The sequence below is a fragment of the Nonomuraea sp. NPDC050790 genome (assembly GCF_044456745.1).
GTDB lineage: Bacteria > Actinomycetota > Actinomycetes > Streptosporangiales > Streptosporangiaceae > Nonomuraea.
On record NZ_JBITGF010000011.1, the window covers coordinates 248,359 to 261,172 of the forward strand.

The following is a 12,814-nucleotide window of genomic DNA, read 5'->3' on the forward strand; positions in this document are numbered from 1 at the left end:
GCTCCGCGCGTCTTATCGAGGCCCGCCCGTTGCCCGGCGAGGTGGTCAACCAGTTGGATCCCGCCCCGCACAAAGGTGCTCCGCTTCGCTCCGCGCGCCTCATTCCCGCTATCGCCCGCACGATGGCACGTGCCGTGGCGAGCCCCGGGTCCAATCCCAACACAGCGCAGTGCGGCCACAAGCCGAATGCCCGCCCGGGGGATCAATCCTCGCGCTCGACGGACCGAGGGTCCTGCCGAGGCGACGGCGCGACCGGTTCGAAGACAGCGCGGTTCGTGAAAAGTGACGCGGGGTTCACGTAAACACGGTTGCCCTGTTCCTCGGTGTAGACCTGGAGAATCCGAAGCAGGTGTGGTCCGGTCTCGTGAGTGATTTCACGCTCACGCTCGACGAACGGTTTGATCGCCTCCCAAACCAGAAAAGTACGCATGTTCATCATTGCCAGGAGTCTCTTGTCCAGGATTCCGACAGCCTGGAAGGCGATGAAGTTCTGGTAGAAGTAGGCGACGTCGTACACCGCCTCCCGCGCTGCAGGAGGCAGGCCGGAGATGCCGAGCTTTGGATCGTGTTCACGAGGTAGCGCTGGCACACGTACTGATAGTGCTCATTGAAGGTAAGCGAACGAAACTCGTTCAGAAGGCTTAGGTAAGCCGCCAGGTGGGTGGCTCCTCTGGCGGTGGAGATCTGGCGGGCGGCCAGGAGATTGTCATCGCGGGCGCGTTCAAGACCATTCCCGTCGTGGCACCGGCAGCAAGCCGCCGGGCCCGCCACTCTGCGCCGCGACAACTGGACCCTCTCAAACCCTGAAGCCCTCGGGCCGCGACCGCCTTCGCGGCGTAGTGCTCGGAGTCGGAGCTGTTCAAACAGATGCTCGGCGCGAGGCTGGATCCCACGCAGGACAACCACACGAGGGATCTCGGCGGATCCGGCGTGGCGCAGGCTGTTCTGGAGGCCATGCGGTGGCACGTGCCTTGGGGAGCCCGTCACCCAATCCAACATGCCCTACATCCGCGAGCCCTTGGGTTGTGAGAGCGCAGGTCGCGAGACAGAGCCGGAGGCGTCCGGAGCGCTGTCCTGAGCCAGCGGCGACGCGACCCGAAACCAGCGGCGTTCCCGAGAGCGAGCCAGGCGAGGACCGTACAGCCGGATCAGGCGGCCGCCCTCGCCTTGGTCGCCTGATCCGGTGTCATCGGTCAGTCAAGTGCCATGAAGCTGCCGACGTCGTCCACCCGGACCTCGCCGGGCTCGACCGGGTTGAAGATCCTGGTCCGGCAGGCGGAGTCGGGGAAGACCAGGATGGTGCCCGCGGTGGCATTGCGCACCAGGGAACCGGGACCGGTGCCCACATGGCACTTGAGGGCGGCCGGGTTCTCGACGGTCTTCTGTTCGCCGCTCGGCGCGTGGAGGAACACGACGCCTGGTGCGGCGACGGCGGGGCCGGTGGCGGCGAACGCGAGCGTCGCGGCAGCCGCAGCCAGCAGGAGGGGGATCGGGCGCATGAGGTTTCCCTTCTGTCGTGGGGAGGAACGTCCCCAAGCCTTCACCCCATGCAGTTGATCGCCTACTTTCTGTAACGCCACGCTGAGCTGGCCAAACGGTGCGTATGCCCAGGCCTCGCCCTTGAAGCCAGTGGATGCGGGCTCACGCGCAGCCTCTCCGGTTCAACGACTTGGACCAGGCCGGGAGTGCGTCGGTGATCCGCGGACGGGTCATGGACCAGAGCTCGCGCCCTTGTCCAGGCACGAGTTCCTGACCGCCCAGGAGCACGTAGGAAGTCGTGTCGAAGATGAGCGATTCGCGGGAGATGGCGCCCCCGGGTCCTCGGTTGTCCACTCGGGTTACGGCGATGCCCGATCTGCCGGTGGCGTCTTTGAGCTCCTCCGTCTCGATGCCCGGCAGGGTCGCCGCGATCCTGAAGATGGCTGCCTGCTGTTGGGGTGGGACCGGGCTGCCGAGAATGTTGAGGATGCCGTTCCAGGTCTGGGTCACTGTGTCGTGGCTGGGGGCCAAGCTGGTACCGCGTTCGGCCAGCTTGTGCTGGAGTCGCTCCTGGTCGGTCGGCCACTTTCGGAGGTCGGCGTAGGCGGGGCGCCCCGCGCCACGTTCGGGGCACCGGGTCAGGAGTTCCTTGTATTCGGGGGCCTGCGGCCGGGTCTTCGGCGGCTTGTGCCAGAGCAGTCCTGGGCGGGAGCCGTCGACCGACTCCCAGACCTCGCCCGTGACGTGGCGCGGACCGACGTTGGCAACCCCGTTCTCGCTGCGCGTCTCCGCGATCCGCTCGTAGTGGAGGTACTGGTCGTCGCGGGGTTGCGGCCACGGGCCGGCGGTCGCGGCCTCAGCCGCCAGCCTCAGGACCTCGGCGGCGCTCGCGGGTGTGGAGGAGTTGAACGTCTGGACGGCGATCACGCCTGCGCTCATCGCCGCGACCATGCCGCCCGCCAGCATCGCACGCCGCCTGCCGGCCCGGCGGGTCCGAGGCGGCCGCTTCGTGCGGGCTTCGGCCAGGAGGGCCGCACGGGCGGGGGCGAGGCGATCGGCCGTGGGGTGTGGCTGGTCGGCGAACAGGTCGCGCAGTTCGGTCAGGTCGGTCAGGTCGGTCCGCTCGTTCATGAGTTCTGCTCCGTCGTGGGGTCGGTGCTGCCGAGGGCGTCGCGGACGAGGGCCCGCGCACGGTTGAGGCGCGAACGGACGGTTCCGATCGGGATGGACAGGGCGTGGGCGACCTCCTCGTAGGTGGGGTCGGCCCAGGCCACGAGTAAAAGGACGTCGCGGTCGCGGTCCTTGAGCGAGGCGAGCGCCTGGGCAAGAGGCCGGCGTACGGCATGCGCGCTCGCCCGCCCGAGGGCTTGTTCCACCGCGTCGTCGGCGTCGGGAAGCACGCCCACTTTCGAGTACGCCTTGTAACGGTGTATCTCGGCACGCTGATGCCGGCGGATGAAGTTGGTCGCGAAGCCGTACAACCAAGGAAGGGACTCCGGACGGGTGGTGTCGTAGTCCCGGCGCTGTCTGAAAGCGGCGAGGAACGTCTCGGAGACGACATCGTCGGCCGTGTCGTCACCGAGCCGCCGGGCCACGTAGCGGTGGATGTGTCCCGCGTGCCTGTCGAACAGCAGGGCGAAGGTCTCGGGATCTCGCCACGACCGTTCGATCAGGGCGGCGTCAGACAGGCTCGTACTGAGCGGCATGTGGTTGGGCCTTTTCAAGGAAGGAGTGTCGCTCGTCTTTCACGCGAGTCGGGAATCGAGTTCACGGGCCGCCGTCCGCTCCTTCGCCGCCAACGGTGTCCGCGGCAGCTATTCGGTGTTGCTATCTACCGGTAGTCGGTGTTACTTTATACCGGTAGTCACCAACGCTTAGTAGCAGCCGAGGGCAGTCGGCCCACGCGGCGTACACCCCAGCCGCGATCCCTCGCACGCGGCCGAGACGAGCCCTCTTATCAGCCTGTTCGTTCACCCCCAAAGGGAGCACATCACCCATGCTCGTCCAACCCACTGCCATCAGGGGCGGCACCAAGCGGTCCCTGGCGCCCGACCTGGCGCGCGGCCTCATGTTGTTGCTGATCGCGCTGGCGCACGCCCCCGTCTTCGTCGCCAACCCCAACCTCGGCCCCCAGGCGCTCAACACCGTCAGCCGCTTCCTCACGGTCTTCGTGGCGGACAACCTGGCACGCTCGATGTTCGTCTTCCTGTTCGGCTACGGGCTCGGCCAACTGGCCCGAAGCCGGTTGGCGGCCGGCGCCGAGTGGCCGTCGGTGCGCAAGCTGCTGCGCCGTCGCGGGTTCTGGCTGCTGGTCATCGGGTTCCTGCACGCGACGTTGCTGGTGCCGATCGACATCATCTCGACGTACGGCCTCGCCCTCCTGATCACGGCGGCCATGGTGCGCGCCCGGGACTCGGTCCTGCTCTGGACCGCGGCCATCTCTTCGGTGCCCGCGACCGGCGTGATCGCCTGGCAGACGGTCCGGGCGCACGCCGCCGCCGCGGCCGGCAACCCGGAGACGCTGCCGTCGCTCATGAAGGACGACTTCCTCTCGCAGGTGCTCATCCACCTCATGCTGTGGCCCGCGAAGGTGCCGGCGACCGTCCTGCTCGTGCTGCCCGGCATCGCGATCGGCATCTGGGCCGCCAGGCGCCGGATCCTCGACAACCCCGAGCAGCACGTGGCCCTGCTCCGCCGCGTCACCATCTCCTTCCTCGGGCTGGCGGTAGTGGGACGGCTCCCGATGGCGCTGATCGCGATCGGAGCCTGGAAGACCGACGCGACCTGGGTGCCCGCGATCGCCCACACGCTCACCGGTTTCGCCTGCGGCATCGGACTGGCCGCCGCCGTCGGCCTGATCGCCATCAAGATCAACGCAAGGATCGGCAGAGAGGCCGTCCTCGGGAGCGACGAGAGCGGCAGGGCGGCCGAAGGCGGCTGGGGCCGGGTCACGACCGCGCTGGTAGCCCTGGGCAGGCGTTCGCTGACCTTCTACCTCTTCCAGTCTGTCGTGTTCGTCGCCCTGTTCTACCCCTTCACCCTGAACCTGGCCGGCACCATGGGAGCCGCCGCCGCCCACGCCATCGGCATCGGGACCTGGCTCCTCTCGATCGTGCTGGCCGACTGGATGCGCCGAGTGGGGCACCGCGGCCCGTTCGAGCTGGTCCTGCGCCGCCTGTCCCGCTGAACCATCCCGGGAAGCCATGCCTGGACGCGAGAAAAGCGCGCTGTTGCCGCCGACTTCAGGAGCGCCGGGCAGCGGGCCACCTACCTCGACGTCGAAGGCGTCGGCGAGCTCGTGGACGGGTGGCCTGTTCGGCTGGTCTTGCTCTGATCGTGGGGGAACGCGAGACTTCTTCCGTGGCGACCATCGGGGTCCGCAACGCCCCGGTCGGTTCGCCGCGGAAGGGAACCCGTCGTGGAAGCGGTGTTCGAGACCGCGTATCGCGGACTGCCGCCGGACGCGGCGCGCCTTTACCGGCTGCTGGGGCTGCTGCCAGGGAGCGACTTCACCGCCGCGCTGGCCGGCGCGCTCGCGGGGGGCGAGGTGCGGCCGCTGATCGGGACGCTCCTGGAGACGTACCTAGTGGTGGAGGCGCTGCCGGAGCGTTACCGGCTGCACGAGCTGGTACGGAGGCACGCGGCCCACGCCGCCGAAGGAGAACCCGCGGCAGAGCGGGACGAGGCGCTGCGGCGGGCGGTGGCCTGGTACTCCCGCATGGTGACCGCGGCGCACCACCTGGTCGTGGGCCGGCCGGGGGAGCCGGGCGTGTTCGACGGCCCCGGCGAGGCGCTCGACTGGCTGGAGAGTGAGCGGGGCAACCTGCTGGCGTTGCTGCGGCAGGCCTCCACCGCGGGCTGGGACGATCTGGTACGGCGCAGCGCCGAGGCCATGTCCGCCCTGTATGCCAACCGCAAGCACTACGCCGACTGGCTGGAGACCAGCAGGCTCGGGACCCTGTCCGCGCACCGGCTGGGCGACCGGGCCGCCGAGGCGGGCATGCGCGACCAGACGGCCAGGGCGCTGATCGAGCTCGGGGACTACTCGGCTGCCACGGCAGAGCTGGACAGGGCCGCCGCAGGGGTCGAGCACAACGAAGCGGACGCCGAACCAGCCGAAGCGGGCGTCGAGCAGCACGAAGCGGGGCGCGCGGGAGACGATGCGGGTGCGGTGCGGGCGGTCATGGTTGAGACGCGTGGCCTGCTCGAACTGGCCAGGGGCCGCCCCGGCGCGGCGGCCGAGCGGTTCGAGGAGGGGGTGCGGGCCCACGAGGCGCTCGGGGACACACGCGGCCAGGCCCTGCTGACCTTTCAGCTCGGGCGTGCGCTGGCCGCCGCCGGTCGGGACGGGGAGGCGGCCCAGACGCTGGAGTCCGCCGCCGGCCTGGCGCACGATGACGAGCTCACCCGGGGCAGGATCGCCATCGTGCTCGGACAGGTCTATCGGCGGCTGGGCCGTACCGAAGAGGCGGAGAGGACGTTGAGGCAGGGCACGGACATCATGCGGGCGCGGCGCATCCCGTTCCAGGAGTGAGTCAGGACATTCCTGGGCGGTCGGTGATGATGCCGTCCACGCCGTGGGCGTTCATGCGGCGCCAGGTGGCGCGGTCGTTGACGGTCCAGGTGAACACCTGCATCCCCAGCCTGTGGACGCGGCGGACGTAGGCGCGGGTGACGTTCTGGTAGGGCGGGTTGATCTGGGTGGCGTAGGTGGACAGGGCGCGCAGCTCGCTCACCGCGGGGGTGCCGAGGAGGCCGACGGGGACGCGGGGCATGCGCAGGTGGAAGGTGCGCATCGAGCGCCAGTCGAACGACTGGACGACCAGGCGGCCCGGCTGCAGCCACCAGGAGTTGTTCCGCAGCTCGGCGGCCACGCGGCGCTCGATGCCGGGGTAGAGGCCGGGGTCCTTGATCTCCAGGAGCAGGCCCATGCCGCTGCCCTTCAGCTTGCGCAGCGTCTCGCCCAGCGTCGGCACGCGCTCGCCGGAGTGGCCGGAGCCGAACCACGAGCCGGCGTCGAGCCTGCGCACCTCGGACAGGGTGAAGTCGCCGAGCCGCCACGGCGAGCGGCCGGGGAAGACGCTCTCGACGTTGGTGGTCCTGGTCAGCGTGGGGTCGTGCAGGAGCACGAGCTGGTGGTCCTTGGTCTCGCGGACGTCCAGCTCGAACATGTCGGCGCCCTGCCGGCCGGCGAGCTGGAAGGCGGCGATGGTGTTCTCTGGGGCATGGGCGGAGGCGCCCCGGTGGGCGACGTTGGTGGGGTCGGCGGCGGCGGCAGCGGAGACCGCCGGCGCGAGGGTCGTCAGGGTCGTCAACGCGGTCACGATGATGAAGCCCAGTCGTCGCATGAGACCGAGCTTGACAGGGCAACGTGACTCCGAGTTAAGCGCAGAGTGACGCGTCGCTTACAAATCAGGTCAAGCGTCCCACATGAGCCAGTGCCTGCTTCAGCAGTACGCCCTGCCCGCCGGCCATCTCCTGCTGAACCATCGGGGAGGCCGCCTCCTCGGGGGTGAACCAGACCAGGTCCAGCGCGTCCTGCCGCGGCCGGCAGTCACCGGATACCGGGACGATGTAGGCCAGCGAGACCGCGTGCTGCCGAGGGTCGTGGTACGGCGTGACGCCCGGCGTCGGGAAGTACTCCGCGACCGTGAACGGCTGGGGCGAGATCGGGATGTTCGGCAGCGCCACGGGCCCGAGGTCCTTCTCCAGATGCCGCAGCAGCGCGTCGCGGATCCGCTCGTGGTGCCGGACCCGGCCGGAGACCAGCGCCCGGCTGACCTCGCCGTCGGAGCTGATGCGCAGCAACAGGCCGACGTGGGTCACCACACCGGTCTCGTCGACTCGCACGGGGACGGCGTCGATGTAGAGGATCGGCATGCGTCCGCGAATCGACTCCAGCTCTTCGGGAGCGAGCCAGCCAGGTACGGTTTCGGTCTTTTCGGTCACCCGCTGATCGTACGTCCTCCCCGCCCGCGAGGCTGGCAGCCGGGGTCAGCGTATGTCCTGGTGACCGCGCCCTGGCCGCGCCCGGGCCGCGCCCAGGCCGCGCCAAAGCCGCGACCAGGTCGCGGCCCAGAGCCGGGGCTCAGGGCAGGTGTATGTCCAGGAGGCGCAGCCGCTCGGGCCCGGCGAGGAAGTCCATGGCCACGATCCTCCCGCCGGAGACGGTGACCGCGGCGAGGACCCTGGGCTTGCCGTTCGGCGCGGACAGCATGCCCGCGGCGCCGTTGACCAGCACCGGCACGAAGTGCTCCGACATCGTACGGAACGCCAGCGCCTGCCCCGCCACCTCGCTGGACCCGCGGACCACGCGCAGCGTACCGGGCGGCACGTCGCCGCCCTCGACGCGCAGCACCACATCCGGGTCGAGCATGGAGACCAGCGCCCCGAAGTCGCCCTCGCGGGCGGCGGCCAGGAACGCGGCGACGACCTCGCGCTGCCGGGAGAGGTCGGGGTCGGGGGCGACGCGGGCGCCCTGGACGCGGCGGCGGGCCCGGCTGGCGAGCTGGCGGGTGGTGGCGGGGGAGCGTTCGACGATGGGGGCGATCTCGTCGAAGGTCACGCCGAACATGTCGTGCAGCACGAACGCCAGCCGCTCGGCCGGAGCCAGCGTGTCGAGCACCACGAGCAGCGCCAGCCCGACGGAGTCGGCCAGCAGGGCCTCGTGCTCGGGGTCGACGTGGTCGCCGACGCTCACGAGCGGGTCGGGCAGCCGCTCGCCGACGGGATCCTCGCGCCGGGACTCGCGCGAGCGCAGCATGTCGAGGCAGATCCGGCCGGTGACGGTGGTGAGCCACCCGGCGAGGTTGGCCACGTCGCGCACGTCGGTCCTGCTGAGGCGGAACCAGGTCTCCTGCACCGCGTCCTCGGCCTCGGCGAGCGAGCCGAGCATGCGGTAGGCCACGGCACGCAGGTGCCCGCGCTGCGCCTCGAAGCGGGTCGCCAGCAGATCCTCGTCGTTCATCGGTGACCACCGTACGTCAGGGGGTGGGCCGCCCGGCGACCGCGTCCTGGATCGTGTGCTTGAGCCGTTCGACGGGCTCCCTGATCCGGCGCTCGCGCCACTCGGCCCGCCGCAGCTTCCGCGAGCCCGCCTTGTAGCGCCAGCGCGCCCACGGCGAGCCCGGCCTGGCCAGCCGGATGGCGCCGACCAGCGCGAGCGGGGTGAGGTAGACGCCGATCAGCCCGGTCCAGACCTTGCCCTTGCTCAGGCTGAGCAGCGCGAACAGGATGTTCACGCCGACGACGAGCCCGCCGTCGAACAGGTCCGCCCCGGCGAGCAGTTCGTCGGCCTCCAGCGGGCTGATCCCGAGCAGCCCGAGCCCGCACAGCGCCAGCGCCATGAACACGGTGTCCACCGACAGCCGTCCCTGCCTGGTCCAGTAGACGTCGCGCAGGTGCAGCACCAGCGCGAACTCGTCGAGCACCAGCGCCGCCCCCACGCCGAACACCGACGCGGTCACTGCCGCGAGCGCGGAACTCCCATCCTGTACGGCCAGCCCCCCGATCCCGCCCAGGCACATGAAGACCAGCCCGAACACCACGTGGTGGATGTGCATGCCACCGGGGGTGACGTTCCCCGGCCACCACCGCACCTGCTTCCTGATCATCCGCACGCTGAACCTGATGAACAGGAACGTGAGCAGGAACAGCACGAAGAAGCAGAACAGCCGGAGCTTCCCCGTGTCCACGATCTCCCGTGCGAACCAGTCCCGCATCCATCCCCCAACGACCGGCCGGGGGGTAGTGCTAGGTGTACCCGCAATACTCGACTCTGTGCCAATGTGCCGGTTGACCTGCGCGGATTGAATGATCGGCATGACGCGGACACATGCTCTCCCCGGCCCGTGGGTCGAGGCCGCCGGGCTGCTGCTCGGCCCGATCCTGCTCCTCGCCGGCCTGCTGACCCGGATGGGCCACGACGACTTCTTCCCCGGCCAGCTCGCCGCCTACGCCGGGCAGCCCGGCGCGATGACCCTGTCGTACAGCCTGTTCGCCGCCGGTCTCGTGCTGCTGTGGCCCGCGACGGTCGCGGTGGGCCGCCGGGTCGCCGCCACGCATCCCGGCTGCGCCCGGTGGGGCGTCACGCTGGTGGTGCTCGGGTTGTTCGGCCGGGTCTTCCACGCCGGGGCGGGTCATCTGGCGTTCCGCATGGTGGACGCGCTCGGGCTGGAGGCCGCGCAGAAGGCGGTGGCCACCACCTACGGTGCCTTCCACGTCTTCAAGGCGGTCAACGTCGCCATCATGGCGGGCTGGATCGTGCTGGCGGTGGGCGCCTTCCGGGCCAGGGCGTTCGGGCCCGGGGTGCTCGGCGCGGTCCAGTGCGTCGCGCTGGCGCTGGCCATCGGGCTGCCGCTCGGCGTGCTCAAGGGCAGCACCGACCTGCCGTCGCTGCTCGCCGTGCTCGGGCTGGTCGTGGCCATGGCGCCGCTCGGGGTGAGCGTGCTCAGGCAGGCCGGCGCGGCGCCGCGGTGGTGGGCGGTGGCGCTCACCGTCGCGGCCGTCCCGGCGGCGTTCCTACTCGGGCTCTCCGGCTGAGCCCCACACCTTGGGGTTCTCCTCCGGCTCCGGCAGCCTGGAAAGGAGGTCGGCGATGCTCTCCCAGTTGGCGAACCGGACGAGGTCGCCCATGAGGCGCAGCCGTTCGGCGAGCTGCTCGTGGGCCTCGTCCAGGTTGTGCAGGCCCTTGGCAATCTGGTCGGTGTGGGCCTCGTAGCCTCGGCCGCCGCCCTCGCCCTTGAAGAACAGGACGCCCTCGCGGGTGCCGCCCCAGAACGCGCCGATGGCGTTCAGCTCCGCCCTGGCCCGCTGGACGTGCTCGTCCAGGTCCAGGCGCTCGTTGTCGTAGGACCGCGCGGCGGTGCGCAGCCTGTTGCGGCCGATGTCCATGGTCACCCCGCGGGTTTGTGCGCCATCGTGAAGTAGAGGAGCATCCGGCCCAGCGTTTCCTTCCAGGTCGGGACGAGGTCCTCGCCGCCCTGGCCGTTCATGGCGTCGTAGCTGGGGCCGTAGCCGACGGAGCCGCCGGCCATGCGGCCGATGAAGTACTGCAGGTCGAGGTTCTTGGTCATCGCCCTGGCCGCGGGCATGGCCGCGTCGAAGGCGCCGTAGAAGGCCACCGAGGCGGCGAACTCCTTGAGCGCCTGCCGGGCGTTGTCGCTCAGCGAGCCGGGGTCCTCGCCGCGCGCCGCCTTGACCCCGGCGACCACGCTCACGTCGCCGAGGGCGAAGAAGGCGCTGCCGATCGAGTACTCGGTCATCTTGGCCAGCACGATCCGCGCGATCGCGTGCTCCAGGAGCTTCGACAGCAGCTTCGCCTGCGCCCTGCGCATGAGGAACTGCGTGATCTGGTACGCCGCCCCCGCCTGCCACGGGAACGTGGTGATGAAGATGAAGCTGGCGAGGTTGGCCAGGGCCATCGTCCAGTAGGCGTGCTGCGCGGTCTCGACCAGTTCGGCGAACTCCTCGCACGCCTCGGCGTTCGCCCGGCAGGCGGCGGCCAGCTTGCCGGGGTAGCCGTTGGCCTGCGGGATCGGGTAGAGGCCCGTGGTGACGGTCCGCTTGAACCCGTCGATCCCCTCGCCGCTGTTGTTGCGCCAGACCGACTCCGCGGCGGGGTAGGTGTTGCCTGGGCTCTGCTCCACGCGTTCGGCCAGCCGTACCCAGGTGTCGCGGGCCTGGCGGGCGCGGCCGGGGTCGCCGTCGGGGTAGTCGACCGCGAGCATCTGGAAGACGAAGGCGGTGATGCCGAGGGCGCCGAAGCCGTAGATGGAGGCGCGAGTCGGGTTGATCTTCATCGCAGCACGTCGGGGGTGAACGGCTCGGCGAGCGCCCGGGCCTGGTAGCCGGCGTCGCGGGCAGCCGCGGCGGCGGCCTGGAGCACGGCGGCGGCCAGTTCGTCGGAGCCGAGGCGCATGGCGCGGGGGTCGATGGTGAGCCCGGCCAGCGCGCCGGTCATGGTGGCCTCGGCGACGACGCGCCCCTCGGCGGCCTCACCCCGGCCGCGTACCTGCTCGATCTCTTGCTGGAGTCCCTGAAGTCGGGCGATCTCCCCGTGGAACTCGGCGAACATCCGGTCCAGCTCGTCTGTCATTCAGCCCAACGTAGATCGTCACGATCGCAATGGCAACTGAACTAGTAGGTAAAGCGTTTCACCTCTGAAGATCACATGGCTGTTGACGGGAACGGGAGGAAAGGATACGTTCCGGTAGATTTCACGGCTATCAGGGGAAATCCGGTGAGATGCCGGTGCGGACGCGCCACTGTATCCGGGACGTAGATCCCGGGAGCCAGGTCGCCTGACGGCCGTGACCTCACCTGTTGGGACGCGTCATCCCTGAGGAGGCCATTGATGAGCGGTGGGACCACTTCCACGTCCATACCCTTTCCCCGGTTGCGACCCTGGCTGCTGACCGTGCCCCTGTTCCTGTTGGTGGCCTATCTGGTGCTGATGGACAACGGCGCGGTCTCGCAGACCGGGACCTTCCTGCACGAGCTGATGCACGACGGGCGGCACCTGCTCGGCGTGCCCTGCCACTAGGGCCGGGCAGCACCATGGTGCGCACCTTTGTGGTCAGAGGGCTGCTCCTGGGCCTGCTGGCCGGACTGATCGCGGGCGCCTTCGCCTTCGTGGCGGGGGAGCCCCACGTGGACAGCGCGATCGCCCTGGAGGAGGCCGCCGCGGCGGCCCAGCCGGCGCCCGCCGACGATCATCATGACGGGGAGGCCGAGGTCAGCAGGCCGGCGCAGAAGGCCGGGCTGTTCCTCGCGACGGGCCTTTACGGCCTGGCCGTCGGCGGCGTCTTCGGCCTGGTCCTGGCCGGCCTGCGCGGCCGGGTCGGCCCCAGGTCGGACCCGGCCCTCGCGCTGGCGGCGGCGGGCACGGCCTACCTGGCGATCGTCCTGCTGCCGTTCCTGAAATATCCCGCCAACCCGCCCGCCGTCGGCGACCCCCACACGATCGGCAGCCGCACGCTCCTCTACGTGGTCATGCTGCTGGTCGGCCTGGCCGCCGTCGCCGTCGCGGTCGCCGGCGGCCGCAGGGCCGGCGGCGGACCGTGGGCGCGCTGGAGCGTCACCGTGGTGAGCTTCCTGGTGCCGGTGGTCGCCGCCTTCCTGCTGCTGCCGCGTGTCGACGAGGTGCCCGAGGGCTTTCCGGCCACGTTGCTGTGGGAGTTCCGGCTCGCGTCGCTGGGGACGCAGCTCGTGTTCTGGGCGGCGTTCGGCGTCCTGTTCGCGTGGGCGGGCGAGCGTGCCGCCCGCCGTGCCTCCGCCGCCGTTCCAGCCGCCGCGCCGAGCTGAGCGGAGTGCTTTTCGTACGGCATGCCAGCAC

Annotated in this window: 16 protein-coding genes and 1 riboswitch; of the genes, 5 read left to right on the forward strand and 11 right to left on the reverse strand. The window is 70.3% G+C overall.

Going from position 1 to position 12,814, the window contains the following annotated elements:
- Positions 1–202: 202 nt before the first annotated feature.
- The 4 genes from ACIBEJ_RS43600 to ACIBEJ_RS43615 form a co-directional block, all read right to left on the reverse strand.
- Complete coding sequence (locus ACIBEJ_RS43600) at positions 203–589, reverse strand: hypothetical protein (RefSeq protein ID WP_397188849.1); 387 nt, start codon at positions 587–589, stop codon at positions 203–205.
- A gap of 604 nt (positions 590–1,193) precedes the next feature.
- On the reverse strand, positions 1,194–1,499 hold the full coding sequence (locus ACIBEJ_RS43605) for a hypothetical protein (protein WP_397188850.1): 306 nt from the start codon (positions 1,497–1,499) through the stop codon (positions 1,194–1,196).
- 142 nt (positions 1,500–1,641) lie between these two features.
- Entirely contained in the window at positions 1,642–2,610 is a 969-nt protein-coding gene (locus tag ACIBEJ_RS43610) for a CU044_5270 family protein (protein ID WP_397188851.1), read from the reverse strand.
- Complete coding sequence (locus tag ACIBEJ_RS43615) at positions 2,607–3,185, reverse strand: RNA polymerase sigma factor (protein ID WP_397188852.1); 579 nt, start codon at positions 3,183–3,185, stop codon at positions 2,607–2,609. The genes ACIBEJ_RS43610 and ACIBEJ_RS43615 overlap by 4 nt, the downstream gene beginning before the upstream one ends.
- Positions 3,186–3,475: 290 nt before the next feature.
- On the opposite strand from ACIBEJ_RS43615, the gene ACIBEJ_RS43620 reads away from it, so the two are divergent.
- Together ACIBEJ_RS43620 and ACIBEJ_RS43625 are read left to right on the forward strand one after the other, a co-directional pair.
- Positions 3,476–4,666, forward strand: coding sequence for a DUF418 domain-containing protein (locus tag ACIBEJ_RS43620; RefSeq protein WP_397188853.1), 1,191 nt, complete (start codon positions 3,476–3,478; stop codon positions 4,664–4,666).
- 231 nt (positions 4,667–4,897) lie between these two features.
- Positions 4,898–6,013, forward strand: coding sequence for a hypothetical protein (locus tag ACIBEJ_RS43625; RefSeq protein ID WP_397188854.1), 1,116 nt, complete (start codon positions 4,898–4,900; stop codon positions 6,011–6,013).
- Position 6,014: 1 nt separating this feature from the next.
- Here the strand turns inward: ACIBEJ_RS43625 and ACIBEJ_RS43630 are convergent, their stop codons facing one another.
- The 4 genes from ACIBEJ_RS43630 to ACIBEJ_RS43645 all read right to left on the reverse strand — a co-directional run bounded on the left by ACIBEJ_RS43630 (position 6,015) and on the right by ACIBEJ_RS43645 (position 9,200).
- A complete protein-coding gene (locus tag ACIBEJ_RS43630) occupies positions 6,015–6,827 on the reverse strand; it encodes a glycerophosphodiester phosphodiesterase (RefSeq protein WP_397188855.1) in 813 nt (270 codons plus the stop codon).
- Between the two features lie 64 nt (positions 6,828–6,891).
- Positions 6,892–7,428 carry an NUDIX hydrolase family protein gene (locus tag ACIBEJ_RS43635; RefSeq protein ID WP_397188856.1) on the reverse strand — a complete coding sequence of 179 codons (537 nt, stop codon included), beginning with the start codon at positions 7,426–7,428 and terminating at the stop codon, positions 6,892–6,894.
- Between the two features lie 139 nt (positions 7,429–7,567).
- Positions 7,568–8,446: a sigma-70 family RNA polymerase sigma factor gene (locus ACIBEJ_RS43640; protein ID WP_397188857.1), complete on the reverse strand. Its 879-nt coding sequence runs from the start codon at positions 8,444–8,446 to the stop codon at positions 7,568–7,570.
- Between the two features lie 16 nt (positions 8,447–8,462).
- Positions 8,463–9,200, reverse strand: a complete 738-nt coding sequence (locus ACIBEJ_RS43645; protein ID WP_397188858.1) for a hypothetical protein — start codon at positions 9,198–9,200, stop codon at positions 8,463–8,465.
- 100 nt (positions 9,201–9,300) lie between these two features.
- Between ACIBEJ_RS43645 and ACIBEJ_RS43650 the strand changes: the two genes are divergently transcribed.
- On the forward strand, positions 9,301–10,020 hold the full coding sequence (locus ACIBEJ_RS43650) for a hypothetical protein (protein WP_397188859.1): 720 nt from the start codon (positions 9,301–9,303) through the stop codon (positions 10,018–10,020).
- On the opposite strand, the gene ACIBEJ_RS43655 is transcribed toward ACIBEJ_RS43650, so the two are convergent.
- Genes ACIBEJ_RS43655 through ACIBEJ_RS43665 form a run of 3 tightly spaced genes read right to left on the reverse strand, consistent with a single transcriptional unit; the run spans position 10,000 to position 11,575 of the window.
- A complete protein-coding gene (locus ACIBEJ_RS43655) occupies positions 10,000–10,377 on the reverse strand; it encodes a hypothetical protein (RefSeq protein ID WP_397188860.1) in 378 nt (125 codons plus the stop codon). The two genes, ACIBEJ_RS43650 and ACIBEJ_RS43655, sit on opposite strands and share 21 nt — an antisense overlap.
- On the reverse strand, positions 10,374–11,279 hold the full coding sequence (locus ACIBEJ_RS43660; protein ID WP_397188861.1) for a hypothetical protein: 906 nt from the start codon (positions 11,277–11,279) through the stop codon (positions 10,374–10,376). The genes ACIBEJ_RS43655 and ACIBEJ_RS43660 overlap by 4 nt, the downstream gene beginning before the upstream one ends.
- Positions 11,276–11,575, reverse strand: coding sequence for a YbaB/EbfC family nucleoid-associated protein (locus ACIBEJ_RS43665; RefSeq protein WP_397188862.1), 300 nt, complete (start codon positions 11,573–11,575; stop codon positions 11,276–11,278). The genes ACIBEJ_RS43660 and ACIBEJ_RS43665 overlap by 4 nt, the downstream gene beginning before the upstream one ends.
- Positions 11,576–11,665: 90 nt before the next feature.
- Positions 11,666–11,803, forward strand: a riboswitch (cobalamin riboswitch).
- 72 nt (positions 11,804–11,875) lie between these two features.
- On the opposite strand from ACIBEJ_RS43665, the gene ACIBEJ_RS43670 reads away from it, so the two are divergent.
- Positions 11,876–12,022, forward strand: coding sequence for a CbtB-domain containing protein (locus tag ACIBEJ_RS43670; RefSeq protein ID WP_397188863.1), 147 nt, complete (start codon positions 11,876–11,878; stop codon positions 12,020–12,022).
- Positions 12,023–12,036: 14 nt separating this feature from the next.
- Positions 12,037–12,783: a CbtA family protein gene (locus ACIBEJ_RS43675; protein ID WP_397188864.1), complete on the forward strand. Its 747-nt coding sequence runs from the start codon at positions 12,037–12,039 to the stop codon at positions 12,781–12,783.
- The last annotated feature ends 31 nt before the right edge of the window (positions 12,784–12,814 follow it).

Bases quoted from the DNA above. Each gene is read 5' to 3' on its own strand.
- ACIBEJ_RS43605 (WP_397188850.1), bottom strand. From the start codon at position 1,499: ATGCGCCCGATCCCCCTCCTGCTGGCTGCGGCTGCCGCGACGCTCGCG.
- ACIBEJ_RS43610 (WP_397188851.1), bottom strand. From the start codon at position 2,610: ATGAACGAGCGGACCGACCTGACCGACCTGACCGAACTGCGCGACCTG.
- ACIBEJ_RS43615 (WP_397188852.1), bottom strand. From the start codon at position 3,185: ATGCCGCTCAGTACGAGCCTGTCTGACGCCGCCCTGATCGAACGGTCG.
- ACIBEJ_RS43620 (WP_397188853.1), top strand. From the start codon at position 3,476: ATGCTCGTCCAACCCACTGCCATCAGGGGCGGCACCAAGCGGTCCCTG.
- ACIBEJ_RS43630 (WP_397188855.1), bottom strand. From the start codon at position 6,827: ATGCGACGACTGGGCTTCATCATCGTGACCGCGTTGACGACCCTGACG.
- ACIBEJ_RS43640 (WP_397188857.1), bottom strand. From the start codon at position 8,446: ATGAACGACGAGGATCTGCTGGCGACCCGCTTCGAGGCGCAGCGCGGG.
- ACIBEJ_RS43645 (WP_397188858.1), bottom strand. From the start codon at position 9,200: ATGCGGGACTGGTTCGCACGGGAGATCGTGGACACGGGGAAGCTCCGG.
- ACIBEJ_RS43650 (WP_397188859.1), top strand. From the start codon at position 9,301: ATGACGCGGACACATGCTCTCCCCGGCCCGTGGGTCGAGGCCGCCGGG.
- ACIBEJ_RS43660 (WP_397188861.1), bottom strand. From the start codon at position 11,279: ATGAAGATCAACCCGACTCGCGCCTCCATCTACGGCTTCGGCGCCCTC.
- ACIBEJ_RS43665 (WP_397188862.1), bottom strand. From the start codon at position 11,575: ATGACAGACGAGCTGGACCGGATGTTCGCCGAGTTCCACGGGGAGATC.
- ACIBEJ_RS43675 (WP_397188864.1), top strand. From the start codon at position 12,037: ATGGTGCGCACCTTTGTGGTCAGAGGGCTGCTCCTGGGCCTGCTGGCC.